The organism is Novosphingobium clariflavum, from assembly GCF_026420865.1.
Lineage (GTDB): Bacteria > Pseudomonadota > Alphaproteobacteria > Sphingomonadales > Sphingomonadaceae > Novosphingobium > Novosphingobium clariflavum.
On record NZ_JAPCWC010000006.1, the window covers coordinates 69926 to 85872 of the forward strand.

The 15947-nt window shown below is 67.3% G+C and carries 16 protein-coding genes, 3 tRNA genes and 1 pseudogene; 12 read left to right on the top strand and 8 right to left on the bottom strand.

All coding sequences use genetic code 11. The features are described 5' to 3' along the window. Positions 1–25 precede the first annotated feature (25 nt). The 4 genes from OKA11_RS10025 to OKA11_RS10040 all read left to right on the top strand — a co-directional run bounded on the left by OKA11_RS10025 (position 26) and on the right by OKA11_RS10040 (position 4530). Positions 26–157 carry a hypothetical protein gene (locus OKA11_RS10025; protein WP_267220063.1) on the top strand — a complete coding sequence of 44 codons (132 nt, stop codon included), beginning with the start codon at positions 26–28 and terminating at the stop codon, positions 155–157. Further along, positions 154–2037, top strand: a complete 1884-nt coding sequence (locus tag OKA11_RS10030) for a hypothetical protein (RefSeq protein WP_267220064.1) — start codon at positions 154–156, stop codon at positions 2035–2037. Before OKA11_RS10025 ends, OKA11_RS10030 begins: the two co-directional genes overlap by 4 nt. Positions 2038–2041: 4 nt before the next feature. Continuing rightward, the gene (locus OKA11_RS10035; protein WP_267220065.1) at positions 2042–2938 is read left to right on the top strand and encodes a tyrosine recombinase; all 897 of its coding nucleotides are present in this window, start codon (positions 2042–2044) and stop codon (positions 2936–2938) included. 95 nt (positions 2939–3033) lie between these two features. After that, positions 3034–4530, top strand: coding sequence for a M48 family metalloprotease (locus tag OKA11_RS10040; RefSeq protein WP_379489283.1), 1497 nt, complete (start codon positions 3034–3036; stop codon positions 4528–4530). Between the two features lie 107 nt (positions 4531–4637). Here OKA11_RS10040 and OKA11_RS10045 read toward each other — a convergent pair whose 3' ends face one another. Both OKA11_RS10045 and OKA11_RS10050 read right to left on the bottom strand, forming a co-directional pair. Further along, entirely contained in the window at positions 4638–4811 is a 174-nt protein-coding gene (locus tag OKA11_RS10045; RefSeq protein WP_142634343.1) for a Flp family type IVb pilin, read from the bottom strand. Positions 4812–4938: 127 nt separating this feature from the next. Then, the gene (locus tag OKA11_RS10050; protein WP_207078375.1) at positions 4939–5127 is read right to left on the bottom strand and encodes a Flp family type IVb pilin; all 189 of its coding nucleotides are present in this window, start codon (positions 5125–5127) and stop codon (positions 4939–4941) included. Positions 5128–5232: 105 nt separating this feature from the next. On the opposite strand from OKA11_RS10050, the gene OKA11_RS10055 reads away from it, so the two are divergent. The 4 genes from OKA11_RS10055 to OKA11_RS10070 all read left to right on the top strand — a co-directional run bounded on the left by OKA11_RS10055 (position 5233) and on the right by OKA11_RS10070 (position 6024). Next, the gene (locus tag OKA11_RS10055) at positions 5233–5649 is read left to right on the top strand and encodes a (deoxy)nucleoside triphosphate pyrophosphohydrolase (protein ID WP_267220067.1); all 417 of its coding nucleotides are present in this window, start codon (positions 5233–5235) and stop codon (positions 5647–5649) included. Positions 5650–5693: 44 nt separating this feature from the next. Continuing rightward, positions 5694–5770 (top strand) — tRNA-Arg (locus tag OKA11_RS10060). Positions 5771–5818: 48 nt separating this feature from the next. Continuing rightward, positions 5819–5895: transfer RNA gene (locus OKA11_RS10065), tRNA-Arg, on the top strand. Between the two features lie 52 nt (positions 5896–5947). Continuing rightward, positions 5948–6024, top strand: a tRNA-Arg gene (locus OKA11_RS10070). A 136-nt stretch (positions 6025–6160) separates the two neighbouring features. Here the strand turns inward: OKA11_RS10070 and OKA11_RS10075 are convergent. Continuing rightward, positions 6161–7498: a chloride channel protein gene (locus OKA11_RS10075; RefSeq protein WP_379489275.1), complete on the bottom strand. Its 1338-nt coding sequence runs from the start codon at positions 7496–7498 to the stop codon at positions 6161–6163. 208 nt (positions 7499–7706) lie between these two features. Beyond that, a complete protein-coding gene (locus tag OKA11_RS10080) occupies positions 7707–8267 on the bottom strand; it encodes a hypothetical protein (protein WP_267220068.1) in 561 nt (186 codons plus the stop codon). A 393-nt stretch (positions 8268–8660) separates the two neighbouring features. Between OKA11_RS10080 and OKA11_RS10085 the strand changes: the two genes are divergently transcribed. The 3 genes from OKA11_RS10085 (at position 8661) to OKA11_RS10095 (ending at position 12562) form a co-directional block, all read left to right on the top strand. After that, on the top strand, positions 8661–10226 hold the full coding sequence (locus tag OKA11_RS10085) for a phospholipase D-like domain-containing protein (protein ID WP_267220069.1): 1566 nt from the start codon (positions 8661–8663) through the stop codon (positions 10224–10226). Continuing rightward, a complete protein-coding gene (folE, locus tag OKA11_RS10090; RefSeq protein WP_142634261.1) occupies positions 10223–10834 on the top strand; it encodes a GTP cyclohydrolase I FolE in 612 nt (203 codons plus the stop codon). Before OKA11_RS10085 ends, folE begins: the two co-directional genes overlap by 4 nt. 336 nt (positions 10835–11170) lie before the next feature. After that, complete coding sequence (locus tag OKA11_RS10095; protein WP_267220070.1) at positions 11171–12562, top strand: hypothetical protein; 1392 nt, start codon at positions 11171–11173, stop codon at positions 12560–12562. 9 nt (positions 12563–12571) lie between these two features. On the opposite strand, the gene OKA11_RS10100 is transcribed toward OKA11_RS10095, so the two are convergent. Both OKA11_RS10100 and OKA11_RS10105 read right to left on the bottom strand, forming a co-directional pair. After that, complete coding sequence (locus tag OKA11_RS10100) at positions 12572–13252, bottom strand: SDR family NAD(P)-dependent oxidoreductase (RefSeq protein WP_267220071.1); 681 nt, start codon at positions 13250–13252, stop codon at positions 12572–12574. A 158-nt stretch (positions 13253–13410) separates the two neighbouring features. Continuing rightward, a complete protein-coding gene (locus OKA11_RS10105; protein WP_267220072.1) occupies positions 13411–13890 on the bottom strand; it encodes a peroxiredoxin in 480 nt (159 codons plus the stop codon). A gap of 173 nt (positions 13891–14063) precedes the next feature. Here OKA11_RS10105 and OKA11_RS10110 point away from each other — a divergent pair, with 173 nt between their 5' ends. Further along, positions 14064–14618: an S-adenosyl-L-homocysteine hydrolase gene (locus tag OKA11_RS10110; protein WP_267220073.1), complete on the top strand. Its 555-nt coding sequence runs from the start codon at positions 14064–14066 to the stop codon at positions 14616–14618. On the opposite strand, the pseudogene OKA11_RS10115 reads toward OKA11_RS10110, so the two are convergent. Together OKA11_RS10115 and modB are read right to left on the bottom strand one after the other, a co-directional pair. After that, positions 14596–15225: pseudogene (locus OKA11_RS10115) on the bottom strand (ATP-binding cassette domain-containing protein); the annotation flags it as partial. The gene OKA11_RS10110 and the pseudogene OKA11_RS10115 overlap by 23 nt on opposite strands. 16 nt (positions 15226–15241) lie before the next feature. Continuing rightward, positions 15242–15943, bottom strand: a complete 702-nt coding sequence (gene modB / locus OKA11_RS10120) for a molybdate ABC transporter permease subunit (RefSeq protein ID WP_267220075.1) — start codon at positions 15941–15943, stop codon at positions 15242–15244. Positions 15944–15947: the final 4 nt, after the last annotated feature.

Consider the following 15947-nt stretch of genomic DNA (forward strand, 5'->3'; position numbering starts at 1 on the left):
CAGGCGGAAGCTTCCGGGCGTAACCGTGGCTGCGGTCCTCGCGATTGTGGTGGTCGTGGGCAGCTGGGCATGGGTCAACGGCGGTCACCGGGAGGTTCGCGACATCGTGGAGACGGTGAAAGTGCCGGACCAGACGAGCGAGAAAGTGCCGCAATGAAGGTCCGTATCCGCACCTGGCATGCGATGGTCGGCACGGCGCTGGCGCTCACTTCGGTTTGGGCCGTAGCGCAGTCCGGCCCCGAATCGCTTCTTCCCAAGGGGTTCGACGAGCCGGCACCGCCGCCGCCCGCCGCGGCGCCTGCTGCAAGTGCGCCGGCCGCTTCCGCCTCCCGTCCCAATCCCGCCTCGGTCTCCACCCCGGTCGTCCAGTCGGTGCCAAGCGCCGCGCCGATGGTGCTGGACGGCGCGCTGGCAGTGCCCGCGCTCACCGGCCCCGGCGGGCTGACGCGCGTGCCGACCCTTGAGGAACTGGAGCGCATGTCGCCCGAGGACTTCGAGGATCTGCTGGGCAACAAGATCGATCTCGATATGCCGCCGCAGGCGCGCCGCTCGATGGAGCGGGTTGGCCTGATTGATGATACCGAGGGCGGCCTGTCGGCGGATTCGCTGGGCTCGCAACATGCCTCGGTGGTCGAGGCCGCGCTGGCCGCGAACCGGGGCCAGCTGGTATCGCGCTGGGGGCACATTCTCCTGCGCCGTGCGCTGATCTCGCGCCTGGCGCCGCCTGCGGGCATGAGCCCGCAGCGTTTCCTTGCGCTGCGCGTGGCGCTCTTGCTGCGCATGGGCGAAAGCGATGCGGCGCGCGCGGTGCTGCAGGATATCGACATCGCCAATTACACGCCGGAACTCGGCAATGCGGCGTTCGACACCTATCAGAATACCGCCGATTTCACCGGCCTGTGTCCGGTCTTCTCGTCGCTCGGCTCGCTGCGCGACGATCCGCAGTGGAACGCCGCCAAGGCGATCTGCGAGGCGTTTCGCGGTAGCGGCACTTCGGCCATGGCCAAACTCGACAGGGCGCGCGTACGTGGTTCGATGGACCGCATCGACGTGCTGCTGGCGCAGAAGTATGCCGGTGCCGCCGGCCGTTCACGCAAGGCCGTCACCATCGAGTGGGACGGCGTGACGACGGTGACGCCGTGGCGCTTCGGCCTTGCCAATGCGGTGGGCCTCACCCCGCCGGACAGCGCGATGAACGGCGCGGGGTCGATCTATGATGACATGACCGCGCTGGCGCCGATGGTCGGCCTTGCCCGCCGCGCCGCCGCGGCCGATCACGCGGGCGGCACCGGCGTTCTCTCGAATGCGGCGATGGTCGATCTCTACAGCCAGCTCTACTCGGATCCCGAAGTGCAGGGCGAGTGGCAGCAGCGCGCGGAAACCCTGCGCAATGCCTATGTGCTGGAAGACCCTGCGGCGCGCTTCGCGGCGATGCAGAGCCTGTGGAGCGGGGCAAGCGGCGCCAATGCCGTCTATGCCCGCCAGGTCCTTACTGCCGCCGCCGCCGCACGTATCGCGCCGAGCAAGGATCTGGAGGGCGACGCGCCGGCACTGCTGACCTCGATGCTGGCGGCGGGCTTCGATGCCAATGCGCTGGCCTGGTCGCCGGTCGTCGCCTCGGGCAGCCAGGGCTGGGCGCTGCTGGTGCTGGCGGCCCCCGGACGGATCAAGACGGTGGGATCGAGCGCGGTTTCGACCTTCGTCGATGGCGATGACAGCCAGGACAAGCGCCGCAGCGCGTTTCTGGTGGCAGGCCTGGCGGCGCTCGGCCGTATCGACGACGGCGATGCGCGCAGCTTCTCCGGGCAGTTGGGCCTCGGCCTCGACAGCAGTTCGCGTTTTCTCACCGCGCTCGACCGGGCGGCGGGCAATGGGGATGCGGCCAGTGTTGCGCTGCTCGCCGGGCTCGGCATGCAGGGCAGCGACTGGCACCGGATGACACCGCGCTATCTCTACCATATCGTTTCGGCACTGCGCAGCGTGGGGCTCGACGCCGAGGCGCGGATGATCGCGGCCGAGGCGGTCGCGCGGGCCTGACGGCGTGCGAAGGCGCGGTGCGTCGACCGGCAGCGCGCCCGAACGGTTCCTGACGATGCTCGCGGCCGAGCGCGGCGCGGCGGCCAATACCCTGGCCGCCTATCGCCGCGATCTCGACGCGGCGATGGACGAACTGGGGGATCTGGTCACGGTGGACGGCGCCGCGCTGGCCGGGCTCGGCGCGGCGTGGCGCGATGTTGCCCCGGCAACGCTGGCGCGGCGCTGTTCGGCCTTGCGGCAATTTTACGGTTTCCTTGTCGACGAAGGGCTGCGCGAGGACGATCCTTCGCCCTCGCTCCCCCGTCCGGTTACCCGCCGGCCCTTGCCGCGCCTGCTGTCGCGCGAGGAAGTCACGCGGTTCCTGGCACGGGCGGAGGAGGAGGCTGAGGGCGACCGCCCGGAAGCGGTGCGCCTGCTTGCATTGCTGGAACTGCTTTACGGCTCGGGCCTGCGGGCCAGCGAACTGGTGTCGCTGCCGGCGGCGGCGGTGCCGCGTGATGCGCCGTTCCTGCATGTCACCGGCAAGGGCGGCCAGCAGCGCATGGTGCCGGTCAGCACCCGGGCCCGCGCGGTGCTGTCGCGCTGGCTGGCCTTGCGTCCCGACGGATCGCGCCATCTGTTCCCCTCGCGCGGGGAGAGCGGGCACCTGACGCGGGTGCGCTTGTTCCAGCTGCTGCGCGGCCTTGCCGTGCGGGCGGACATCGACCCGCAGCGGGTGTCGCCGCATGTGCTGCGCCATGCCTTTGCGACCCATCTGCTCGAAGGCGGGGCGGACCTGCGGGTGCTGCAGACCCTGCTCGGCCATGCCGACATCGCGACCACGCAGATCTACACTCATGTCGACAGCGCCAGGCTGGTGGCGCTGGTCAACGCGCGTCACCCGCTCGCCGGGCAGACCTGAACTCCTGCAGGCAAGTGCGGAACAGGGGCTTGCCCCATGCGTTATCGCGCGGAAGAAGAAGCCGGACTTGGCGGATCGGTAAGGGAAAAATGATGATGAAGGTGCGTGGGGGCTATCGGCGTGCGGCCGTGACCGGAGGGAGCGCGGCGGCGCTGATCTTGGCGTTGGCGCCCGTCAGCGTGCGTGTCGCGACGGCGGCGGTCGCCATTCCGGCGGCGAGCGCGATCAGCCAGTCGGACAAGGCGCAAGGCGCCAAGGCCCATCCCGATCTGCTGGCCGAGTTCGGCGGGGCCGTCTCCGGTCCGCAGGCGGCTTATGTCGAGCAGGTGGGCAAGACCATCGCCGTGCAGTCCGGCCTGTCGAACGCGCGCGGGGACTTTACCGTCACCTTGCTCAATTCCTCGGTGAACAACGCCTTCGCGATTCCCGGTGGGTACATCTACGTGACGCGGCAGTTGACCGCACTGATGAACAACGAGGCGGAACTGGCCGGTGTGCTGGGGCACGAAGTGGGCCACGTCGCCGCGCGTCATTCGGCCAAGCGCCAGCAGGCGGCGAATCGCAACCAGATCATCGGGGTGCTTGGTTCGCTGCTTTCCGGCGTCCTGCTGGGCGATTCGGCGCTGGGCCAGCTTGGCCAGAGGATCGCCTCGCAAGGCTCGCAGATGCTGACGCTGCAGTATTCGCGCACGCAGGAGCTCGAGGCCGACCGGCTTGGCATCACCTACCTGAAGCGGGCGGGTTACGATCCGCGCGCGATGGCGAGCGTGCTGGAGAGCCTGGCGCGGCAGAATGCTCTCGAGGCGCAGCTTCGGGGAACGTCGAACCGCGTGCCGGAATGGGCCTCGACGCACCCGGACCCCGCCTCGCGCGTGCGCGATGCGCAGAGTTTGGCGGGCAAGGCGGCATCGGGCGCAACGAATCGCGACGTTTTCCTCTCGCGAATCGACGGGCTGGTCTACGGCGATGACCCGCATCAGGGCGTGATCGAGGGCAACCGGTTCACCCATGCCGACTTGCGCTTCACGTTCCAGGCGCCGGACGGGTTCTATCTGGTCAATGGCACGAAGGCGGTGTCGATCAGCGGTGCATCGGGCAAGGCGCAGTTTTCCGGCGGAAAGCTGGGAACCGGGCTCGTTTCGTACATCGACGGCGTGTTTGCCGCGCTGACCGACAAGGGGCAGGCGCGAATCAGGCCCGAGAGCGTGGAGCGGGCGACCGTGAACGGTCTTTCCGCCGCTTATGGCGTGGCCCGGGTGCAGACTTCCAGCGGTGCGAACGAGGTCGCGGTCTTCGCTTATGACCTTGGCGGCGGCAATGCCTACCACTTCGTCACCATTACCCGTTCGGGGGGCGCTGCGGTGTTCAATCCGATGTTCAAGAGCTTCCGCCGGATCTCGGCGGCCGAAGCCGGGCAAGTGCGCCCGCGAATGCTGCGCGTCGTGGTTGTAAAGACTGGCGACACTTCGCAGTCGCTCGCCCGGCGCATGGCTTTTGCCGACGGGCAGCTCGATCGCTTTCTGGTGCTGAACGGCCTCCAGGCGGCAGACAAGCTGGTCCCGGGGCAGAAGGTGAAGCTGGTTACATACTGAAAAACCCGCGGTTTCCCGCGGGTTTTGTCGGGGCCTCAAGGGGCGGAAACGGAAAGGGGCGGCAGGTGAGTACCTGCCGCCCCCAAACCGTTTAGCTCGAAAGCCTATTAGGCGTTCGTCGTGCCGATAGCCGACGAGGTCTTCGAGAAGGTCGAGGTGAGCTGCGAGCCCATGCCCTGCATGGCGGCAATGGCGGCGACGGCGATCAGAGCGGCGATGAGGCCGTATTCGATTGCGGTGGCGCCTTCTTCATTGCGACGCAGCTTGGCGAGAAACTTCATGGTATGTCTCCTGAAAAATAGCAGTCTTCTGTACCCGGTCCTTCCCGCCTGGCGTCTCGCTTCAGCGCTTCGGACAATCTTGGTTCTAGGTGGGAAGTGTTGAAAATTGCTTAAGTTGGAGTTTGCTTCAACTTGCGGAAATTGCGGCGTCCGATTTGGAGTAGATGCTGTTCCACATCGCCACGGTCTCGTCGGCGGCGCCGCTGATGGCGACCACGACGACCAGCACGATCATTGCCAGGATGAGACCGTATTCCACGGTGGTGGCCGCGGCCTGTTCCTTGAAGACTTGAAGGCTGATCGATCGGATGCTCATGCGTAAACCCACAGTTCTCCAGAACACTCCGCGGAGTGCCATGGGGGCGTTAACGAGTTCCTAAGAAGGGCGTCGAAGCTGGAAAGTTCCTTTACACCGCTCCTGGTGGTCGCCGTTGCGCTGGTGCGCGCGGATGGCTCCGTACTGATGCAGCAGCGACCGTTTGCGAATACGCATGGCGGCCTATGGGAATTCCCCGGGGGCAAGGTTGATCCGGGAGAAAGCCCCGAGCATGCCGCCGTCCGGGAGCTCCAGGAGGAACTGGGGTTGGCGCTGGATCCGGACGTGCTGGAGGCGGTCGGTTTCGCAAGCGGATGGACCGGGGCGGTGGGCGATGCGAAGCGCCGCTCGCTTGTCATTCTTCTTTACGCGTGCCGCCGATGGCAGGGCGAGCCGTATCCCCACGAGGCCGAGGCCATCGACTGGCTTGCCCCCGGGGCGATCGAAACCCTTGCAATGCCGCCTCTGGATTACCCACTGGCGAGGGCCTTGTGCAAATTCCTGGAAGAAAGTTCGATATAGGCGTTGACGGGGGGCGGATCCCTTTCTATTGGCGCCACTCCAACGCGCCCGTAGCTCAGCTGGATAGAGCATCAGACTACGAATCTGAGGGTCGGACGTTCGAATCGTTCCGGGCGCGCCACTTTCCTTTCGGGGAAAATGTGGCCTTGGTTGGAAAGAAAATTGGCACGCGCCCGTAGCTCAGCTGGATAGAGCATCAGACTACGAATCTGAGGGTCGGACGTTCGAATCGTTCCGGGCGCGCCATTTTTCCTTCGAAGGGTCCCAGGCCTTTCGAGCCTTACATAGGGCATCATGCGCGCCCGTAGCTCAGCTGGATAGAGCATCAGACTACGAATCTGAGGGTCGGACGTTCGAATCGTTCCGGGCGCGCCACTTGCCTCAGGACACGAAAAACCCCGCGAGGATCACCTCGGCGGGGTTTTTCGTGTCTGCTGCGAGCCGCCCGGTGGCATCCAGGCGGTTGCCCGCGCGAATCAGCTTCGCGCGGGTTCCGGCTCCGGTGCAGGCCTTAAGTATGCTCCTGGGTGGACTGGGCCGGGCTGGGCTGAGCTGCAGCGCGGGCAAATCCGCGCGACAGGCCGTGGTAGAGCTTTTCCTTGCAGACCAGCGTGCTGGCGGCGTCGGCGATGATCGCGGTCAGGAACAGCGGCACGATCATGCCGCGGCTTGCGGTGGTTTCCATCAGGATGATGACCGCCGTCAGCGGTGCGCGTACGACCCCCACGAAATAGCCGACCATGCCCAGCAGGATCACGGCGGGCATCGGGTCGTCCGGGAAGCACAGCGCGAGCAACTGGCCAAACCCGGCGCCGACCGAGAGCGAGGGGGCAAAGATGCCGCCGGGCGCTCCAGAGACGGCGGTGGCGGCGGTCGCGAGGAACTTGGCAGGGCCGAACCACAGCGAGGTATCGTCCTGCCCCTCGATCATGTGGCGGGTGGTTTCGTAACCGGTGCCCCAGGTCGAACCGTGGGTGACGATGCCGACGACGGCAACGACGAGACCGCAGGCGAAGGCGAGCGTGACCGGGCGGGCGCGCACCGCCAGGAAAGCGGGATGGGCGCTACGGGCGAAGGCCAGCATCATCCGGGCGAACAGGCCGCCCAGAATGCCGCCGGCGATCCCCGCCACGGGGGTCACCATCAGCACCGAGCGGACGTCGAGCGTCTGGCGCATGGCGCCGAAATAGACGTAGTCGCCAGCCACCGCGAGGCTGACGAGGCCGGAAATGACAACCGCACCCATGACCAGCACGGCGACTTTCTGCTCGAACGCGGCTGCCAGTTCCTCGATCGCGAAGACGACGCCGGCCAGCGGGGTATTGAAGGCCGCCGCGACGCCCGCGGCGCCGCCGGCGATCAGGACGCCCGCAGAGATCGGCACGCGCAGGAAGCGGTGGCAGGTGACCATGATGGCTGCCGCCACTTGCACGGTAGGCCCTTCGCGGCCCACCGAGCCGCCTGCCAGCAGCATGAGGGTGGTGAGCAGCAGCTTGGCGATGGCGGTGGGCAGGGCGAGCAGGCGCGAGGAGGCAAGCTGGATGTCATGACCGGCCGCCATGACCTGCGGAATGCCGGAGCCCTTGGCCGCCGGTGCCCAGCGCAGGGTTGCGGCGACGGTTCCGGCGAACACCAGGGGGGTGAGGATCAGCGGGGCGTAGCGATGCTGCGCCTGAAACTCGGTGAAGACCTTCTGTGCAAGGTCGCCCATGCGGGCAAAGACGATCGCGACCAGGCCGAGGGCGACGGCCCCGGCGATGGTGGCGGCGCGGCGGCGGGCCATGTCGATCGAGGCATTGAGACCGGGGACGGACTTCTGGAAGGTCCGGATATGCTCCAGAGGAGTCAAAGCAGGGGCCAATCGCTGGAGGGCAGGGAGGCGCCGCACCGAGCCGTGCGACGGGCTTGGCGCCCTATTGAGCCGTCCTCCTCATGCTCGCAAGCATTTTACCGGAAAAATGCAGAGATCGGCGAGGGACATGGAAAACGCCGGGATCGCAGTGCGATTCCGGCGTTTCTTTTCAGCCTTGTATTCTCGGCCTTGTCGCCAGGCAGGCTTACTTGCCGCTGCTGCCGCCGGTCGCGCCCTGGACCGAGGCGGTGAACTGCGCGGCGGTCACGCCGATCGCCAGGCCGCCGTCGGCGGCAAGACCGATCGCGGCCTTCTGCAGCGCCACGGGCGTGCCGCCCTGCAGTGCGATGGTCACGTTGTCGCCTTCGACCTTGCTGACGGTGCCGATGACGACGCCGTCGCTGCTCTTCACCGGAGCGTCGGGGACCAGCGCGGCGGCAAGGGCTTCACCCGACTTTGCCTGGGCACCCTGGACGGCGGCTTCGAGCTGGGTCTTGGTCATGCCGATGGTCAGGCCCTTTTCGCGCGTCGCGAACGCCGACTTGGGCAGGCCTGCGCGTGCGGTGCCGGTGTTGACGGTCACGACATCACCCTGGACGGCCTCGATCGTACCCACTTCATTGCCATCGGTATCGTAGACCTTGGCGCCCGCCGTCGGGTTGGCGCTTGCGGTTGCCGGAGCGGCGGCCGGTGCAGCCTGGGCCATGGCGGCGGCGGGCACGAGCGTGGCGGCGGCCAGTGCGGCGGCGATGATGGATTTCTTCATGGCGTACTCCTTCTCGATGCGGCCACCGCCCCAACGGCAGCCGACTCGTTGCCCTCCAACGCGAGAGGGCTCGAAAAACAGGTCCGGAATATTCACGACCCGGACGGCTTGGCCCGGCCATGTGGCCGGAGACCCGCTCCGCGCGCCGAGACGCGTGGGAAGGAGCGGGGCGAAGACATGCTATGTTGCATGTGCGTAACGGTCTGGCGGCTGAACGGTGCCGGATCAACCGTTCGGATGAGCCGAGTTTGCGGTGAGCCGGCGCTAATCCGCCGTTTCGGTCGCTACGTGCGGTGAACTGCGGCTTCACCCCCAGGCGTCCGGTCCATTGTCTCACGCATTGGTTCGCGCACTTGCCCTGTGGAACATGTTGCGCTCTTGTTCGCTAAGCACATGATTGCATGTTGCGGGCCAGGGATCGGACGGGTGGACGAACAGGACAAGGGGCACGAAACGGATCGGGGCGTGTCTCCTTCGGTCTGGCGCTATGCCATGGCCCGGCGTGCCCACGTGGTCATCGACGCCGCCGCCTACTTCGCCGTGATCCGCGAGGCGATGGACGAGGCGCGCCAGCGCATTTTCATGATTGGCTGGGATTTCGATTCGCGCATCTTGCTCTCGTCCGGGCGGCGCTGGTGGCAGGGCGGGCGCAAGGCGCGGTTTCCAGCGCGTCTTGGCTCGTTCATCGTCTGGCTCGTGCGGACCCAGCCCGGTCTCGAGATCCGGCTGCTCAAGTGGAACTTCTCGCTGGTGAAGTCGCTTTTCCGCGGCACCATGGTGTTCGACCTGATCCGCTGGGCGGCGCGCAAGCGCATCCATTTCAAGTTCGACGGCGCGCACCCGATCGGGTGCAGCCATCACCAGAAGATCGTGGTCATCGACGATGTCTTTGCCGCCTGCGGGGGCATCGACATGACGTCCGACCGCTGGGATACGCCCGACCACCGTCCCGGCGATCCGCGCCGCCGCAAGCCGAGCGGGCGGCTCTACGGGCCGTGGCATGATGTGACGATGGTCATGGAAGGCGATGTCGCCCAGGCGCTTGGCGAGCTTGGCCGTGAACGCTGGAAGGTTGCCGGCGGGCAGGACATCGTCCCTTGCGCGCCGCAGGACTCCAGCCCCTGGCCGGGTAGCCTGCGGGCCGAGTTTCACGATGTCGAGATCGGCATCGCGCGCACGCGCGCTGAGTATGGAGCCTGTTCGCAGATTGCCGAGATCGAGGCGCTGTTTGTCGAGCAGATCCGCCGGGCCCGGCGCTTTGTCTACGCCGAGACCCAGTACTTCGCCTCGCGCGCGGTGGCCGAGGCGATCGCCCAGCGCCTGCTGGAAGACGACCCGCCCGAATTCCTCATCATCAACCCGCTTACCGCCAATGGCTGGCTGGAGCAGGTGGCGATGGACACCGCGCGCGTCGAACTGGTGCAGACCCTGCGCAATGCCGACCGGCTGGGGCGTTTCCACATCTTCCACCCGGTCGCCTCCGACGGCACGCCGATCTATGTCCATGCCAAGCTGATGATCGTCGACGACGAGATCCTGCGGGTCGGCTCGGCCAACATGAACAACCGGTCGATGGGGCTCGATTCGGAGTGCGACGTGTTCATCGATGCGGCGCGGCCGGCGAACGGCCACGTGGTTCCGGCGATCCGCGCGCTGCGCATTCGCCTGCTGGCCGAACATTGCGGCGAGGAGGAAACCGTGATCGCCGAGGCGCTGGATCGCCATGGCCGCATGGCCGAAATGATCGAAACTCTTGTGCCTGCGGGCAAACATCTCGAACGCTTGCCCTTGAAACATCTCTCCGATGCTGAAAGAGCGCTTGGCGAAAGCGCTCTGCTCGATCCGGAACGACCCGGGGAGATGTTCGAGCCGATCGAGCGGCGCGGTCTGTTCCGCCGCAAGGGGCAGCTCATGCGGCTGCACCTACAGGAAAGATTGCGAAGGAGTATCAAGGGATGAGCAGCCTGGTCGGTCCCGACGAGGACAGCCCTTTCGAAAAGAAGCCTGCGGTTCCGGACGAAGTTCAAGAGGCGATCCGTACCCTGATCCGCTGGTCGGGCGACGATCCGGAGCGTGAGGGCCTGCTCGACACGCCCAAGCGCGTCGCCCGGGCGTGGAAGGAATATTGCCAGGGTTACGGCGAGGATCCCGCCATTCACCTCAGCCGCGTGTTCGAGGAAGTGGGCGGCTACGATGAAGTCGTGCTGCTCAAGGACATCCCGTTCCAGTCGCACTGCGAACACCACATGGCGCCGATCATCGGCAAGGCGGCGATCGCCTATCTGCCGCGCGATCACGTGGTCGGCATCTCCAAGCTCGCGCGCGTGCTGCAGGGCTATGCGCGCCGCCTGCAGATCCAGGAGCGCCTGACCGCCGAAGTGGCCGAATGCATCTGGACCCACTTGAAGCCGCACGGCGTGGCGGTGGTGATCGAGGCAAGCCATGCCTGCATGTCCGCGCGCGGCGTGCGCACGCCCGGCGTCAGCATGATCACCAGCCGCATGATGGGCACGTTCCTCGAGGATGAGCGCAGCCGCAAGGAAGTGCTGAGCCTGATGGGGTACTAGAGAAGTTTCCGATCCGATTGCATCGGATCAACTGCTCTAAGATTTCGGTTTTACGCGTTTTTCCGAGTCACTCGCGTGCTCGCCCTCCGTGTGAAGACCGCTCCAGGCGGGCGGTTCTGGTCACGCCCGGCGGGCATTCTGGCGGCTCTGCCGGCCGATCACTGCTTCGATCCGCCGCTGGCGGGTCTTGAGACGCGCGCTTATCCCCGTTTCCGGACGGCAGGAGCTTGAACGGCTGCCGCCGTCCGGCGATGGAGGCGTGGCGGCGCCCATCGCGCCGCGCCCGGGGGAATCTTGAGCGGTTTGAACGATAGCGCCGAAGGGCAGGGGGCCCGCTTGCTGCGATATGGAGCCGCGCTGGCTCCGGCTGCGATGCTTTGCGTGCTCTTGCTGCGCGCGGTGTGGGACGTCGACATCTTCTGGCAGCTCAAGCTGGGCGAGATCATCCTTGCTCGCGGCGGTCCCGTGGCGCGCGAGCCCTTTGCCGCGCTCCATCTCGGCGAACCGCTTCCCGCGGTCGGCTGGCTGGCACAGGCAAGCATGGCCTGGGTCCGCGCCGTGGGCGGCTGGGGCGCGCTGCGGCTGTTCGACGCCTTGCTCTGGCTCGGCGGTTTCTGGGCGGTCGCGGCGGCCTGCCGGTATCGCGGCGCCAGCGCCCGGGCGGCCGCGCTGGCGCTTATGCTGGCGTTCTTCGCGGCGCTGCCGACCGCCAGCATCCGCCCGCAGAGCTTTGCCGCCTTGTGTTTCGGGCTGCTGCTGGCCCTGATGCAGCTGCGTCTGCGCCCGCTCATGACGATCGCGCTGGGCGCGCCGCTGCTGGTGCTCTGGCAGAATTTCCATCCTTCGGTGAGCATCGCCGTGCTGACGCTGGGCCTCTACAGCGCCGCCGGCCTGATCCAATGGTTCAGGGACCGTAGCCGGCCGCTGCCGATCGCGGCGGCGGTGCTGACGCTGGTCGCCATGGCGGCGATGTTTGCGACGCCCGACGGGGTTTCGATCCTCGCCATCTCGGCCACCAATACCGAGATGAGCCTTGCCATCGGTGCCAGCGAGTGGCGGCCGCTGTGGATCGAGGCGAACTGGACCAATGCCGTGCCGGTGCTGGCGGTCTTCCTGCTGACGCTGGGCCTTGTGGCGCGCACGCGCCGGTTCGACATCGCCGAAGTGCTGGCCGCGCTGGCCTTGCTGGCGATGACGGTGCTGGCCTATCGTTTCGTGCTGTTCTGGGCGCTGGCGATGGTGCCGGTGATCGCGCGCGCTGCCACATCGACGGGGGCGGAGCCTTCGCGGCAACAGTCCGCGCCGCGCTGGCTTCCTGCGGTTGCCGTGGTGCTTGCCGCACTGGCGCTGCCGTTTCTCGCGCCCACGCGCTTTGCGCCCAGCCTGCCGCTGGATGCGATCAACCGGCTCCGGCAGGAGCATCTGCGCGGTACCGTCTATGCCGATTTCCCGTTCGGCGGCCCGGTCATCGACGCCGGCTGGCCCGACTGGCGCGTGGCCTACGACGGGCGCTACTATCGCTACAGCCATGAGGAATGGCAGTACAACGGCGGGATCGAGAACGGCTATGTTCCGCTGGTCGATGTGATCGCCAAGTGGCACCCGGTGGCGTTTGTCATCCAGGAAGACCACAATGCGCCGCTCGCGGGCGAACTGGCGCACTCACGGCGCTGGAAGCGGATATTCCGGGGTTCGGACGGCGTGGTGGTCTACGTTCGCAGGACCTAGCGGGCGCGCTTATCCGCCGCGCGTTACCGGCACCAAGGCACCCGTTACCGCCCGCGCGGCGTCGGAGGCAAGGAACTGGATCACGTCGGCAATCGCCTGCGGCTTCACCCAGCCCGAAAAATCGGCATCGGGCATGTCGGCCCGGTTGGTGGGCGTGTCGATGATGCTGGGCAGGATCGCGTTCACGGTCACGCTGGTACCTGCCAGTTCCTCGGCCAGCGCTTCGGTCAGCCGGTGGACGCCGGACTTGGAGGCGGCGTAGGCGCCCATGCCCATGCCCGCTTTGATCGCCGCGCCCGCGCCGATGTTGACCACGCGCCCGGCCGCGGAGGCCTTGAGCATGGGCAGCGCCAGCTGGGTGATCGTGGCTGCGGTCGTCAGGTTCATCGCCTGCATCCTGGCCCAGGAGGCGAGCGATCCGCCTTCGAGCGTTTCCCAGGTGAAACCGCCCGCGACATTGACCAGCACGTCGACGCCGCCGTGCGCGGCGACAACCTGGTCGAGCGCCGCGCGGGTCGCGGCCGCGTCGGCCAGGTCGACGCCGCCGATGTCGAGTGCGCCGGGCACCGGTTCGCTGGCCGAAGGCGCAAAGTCGATGCGGGTCACGCGGTCGCCCTTGGCGGCAAAAGCCGAGGCCACGGCATGGCCGAGCACGCCGAAACCTCCAGTGACGATAACCGAACGGGACATGGAAACTCCTCTCTTTGCGGCAAGGCTATAGCGCGGCGAGGAGCGGAACAAGCAGGGCCGGGCGTTCATCCGCAAGGAAGCGCCCCGCCGATGCCGGGGGCATGAAAAAGGCGGCGCCTCCCGCGGGAAGCGCCGCCTTTCAAACCGTCAGCCTGAAATCAGAGCTGGCCGAGCATGTAGTCGGCCGAGCTGACTTCGAACGCGCCGGGCGCCTCGACGTTGAGCTGCTCGACGACGCCGTCGTTGACGACCATCGAGAAGCGCTTGCCGCGCTCACCCATGCCGAAGCCGGTGCCGTCCATGACGAGGTCGATGGCCTTCACAAAGTCGCCGTTGCCGTCGGCCAGCATCGCCACGTCGTCCGAGCCCGAGGCCTTGCCCCAGGCGCCCATGACGAAGGCGTCGTTGACGGCGGTGCAGGCAATCGCGTCGATGCCCTTGGCCTTCAGTTCGGCGGCCTTGTCGACAAAGCCGGGAAGGTGCTTGGCCGAGCAGGTCGGCGTGAAGGCGCCGGGAACCGAGAACAGCGCGACTTTCTTGCCGGCGAAGAAATCGGCGGTCTGCACGGGCTCGGGGCCGCTTTCGCCGGCCTTGATGAGCTTCACGTCGGGCAGCTTGTCACCAACGGCGATGGTCATGGGAATGTCCTTTGTCTGCAAATGAATCGCGGAGCCGAGATATAGGCCTGTCGGCGAGCGGGGCAATGTCCCGTTCGTTAAGATGCCTTCACCGTACTGCGCAAACGGCTCGCAACCATCCTCTGCGAATCTTATCCACAGGGCGGACAGCGCCCGGGGATCGGAGGAGCACCATGCAAAGCACCTGCCTTCATGAGCCGCGCACGACGAAGCGCGATGGGATGACACGTCGCAAGTCGGAATTCCGCTTGCTGCTGGCCTCGCTGGTCGGGCTGGGGGCCGCCGTGGCGATCGGCATGGCCGACCCCGCCTATGGCCAGGAGACCGCTGCCGAGGCGCAGCGGTCTCCAGCCGACTCCACGGCCGAGCAGCTTCGCCGGCTCGACATCATGCTGATGGTGACCGGCCTGCGCTGCCGCACCACGGCGGACGATTTCCAGGCCGACTACGGCGATTTCACCAGCAGCCACCTCGCCGAACTCAACGAGGCCGCGCGGGTCATGGAGGCGGATCTGGCCGCGCAGGTCGGGGAACGCAACGCGCGTCTGGCGCTCGACAAGATGAGTGTGATCATGGCCAACCAGTATGGCGCCGGGCATCCCTGGGCGAGCTGTTCGGAGCTGCGGCAAGTGACGCGCGATCTGGCGCATACCCCGGGCCGGACGGCGCTGGTCGCGGCGGCGACCCGGTTGTTCGGGCCCCGGCCTACGGTGCTGGCGGCGAAGTAGTCCCGGCAGCGCCGATCGGGATCACCCGGTCGGCCAGCCGGTCCACCTCGGACCGGTCGTGGCTGACGTAGAGGATCGGACGGCGCAGTTCGTCGCGCACGCGCTCGATCACCCGCAGGATTTCCTCGCGCCGCTGCGCGTCGACCGAGGCCAGCGGTTCGTCCATCAGCAGGAAGCGCGGCCCCGAGAGCAGCGCGCGGCCGATGGCAACGCGCTGCGCTTCGCCGCCGGACAGCGAGCGCGGCGCCCGGGCCAGCAGGTGACCGATGCCCAGCACCTCGAGCGTGGTGGGCACATCGAGCCAGCGGTGTTCGGGGCGGGCGCGCTTCCAGCCGTAGAGCAGGTTTTCGCGCACATTGCGGTGCGGGAACAGGCGCAGGTCCTGAAAGACATAGCCGCAGCGGCGATGTTCTGGCGGCAGATCGATGCGGGCGGCGCTGTCGAACAGGGTTTCGCCGGCCACCGCGATGCGCCCCGATGTCGGCCGCACGAGGCCGGCGATCATGTCGAGCAGGGTGGACTTGCCCGCGCCGGACGTACCGAACAGCGCGGTGAGCCCGCCCTTCTCGGTCCGGAAACGATACTCGAAACTGCGCCCGCCGCGCTGGAGGGTGACGTCCACATCAAAGGACATGGTGCATGCCTTGCGCGCGGCCTCGGCGGGCCAGCCATTCCGACAGCACCAGCGCCAACAGCGAGAGCAGCACCGACAGCCCGGCAAGCCGGGTGACCTGCCATTCCGAGCCGGGGATCTGCAGTGCATTGTAGATCGCCAGCGGCAGCGTGCGGGTCTCGCCGGGAATGTTCGAGGCGAAAGTGATCGTCGCCCCGAATTCGCCGATTGAGCGCGCGAAGCCCAGCACCAGTGCGGCGAGTACCCCCGGCATGGCGAGCGGGAGGGTGACGCTGACGAACGTCCGGACCCGCCCGGCCCCCAGCGTGCGCGCGGCTTGCTCGAGCTTGCGGTCGACCGCTTCGAGCGACAGCCGCATGGCGCGAACCATCAGCGGCAGCGCCATGACCCCGGCGGCCAGCGCGGCGCCGGTCCAGCGGAACAGGAAGGTCATGCCCAGCGCATCGGCGAAGAACCGGCCGAGCGGGGCATTGGGGGCCAGCGCGATCAGCAGCAGCCAGCCGGTCACCACCGGCGGCAGCACCAGCGGCAGGTGAACCAGCGCGTCGAGCAGGATCAGTCCCGGGAAACGCCAGCGGGCAAGCGCCCAGGCGAGCGCAAAGGCCACCGGCAGCACGCAGGCCATCGCCGCGCCGCTGACCTTGAGCGACAGCAGCAGGACTTCCCATTCCTCCGGGGTCAGTACGCTCATGGGG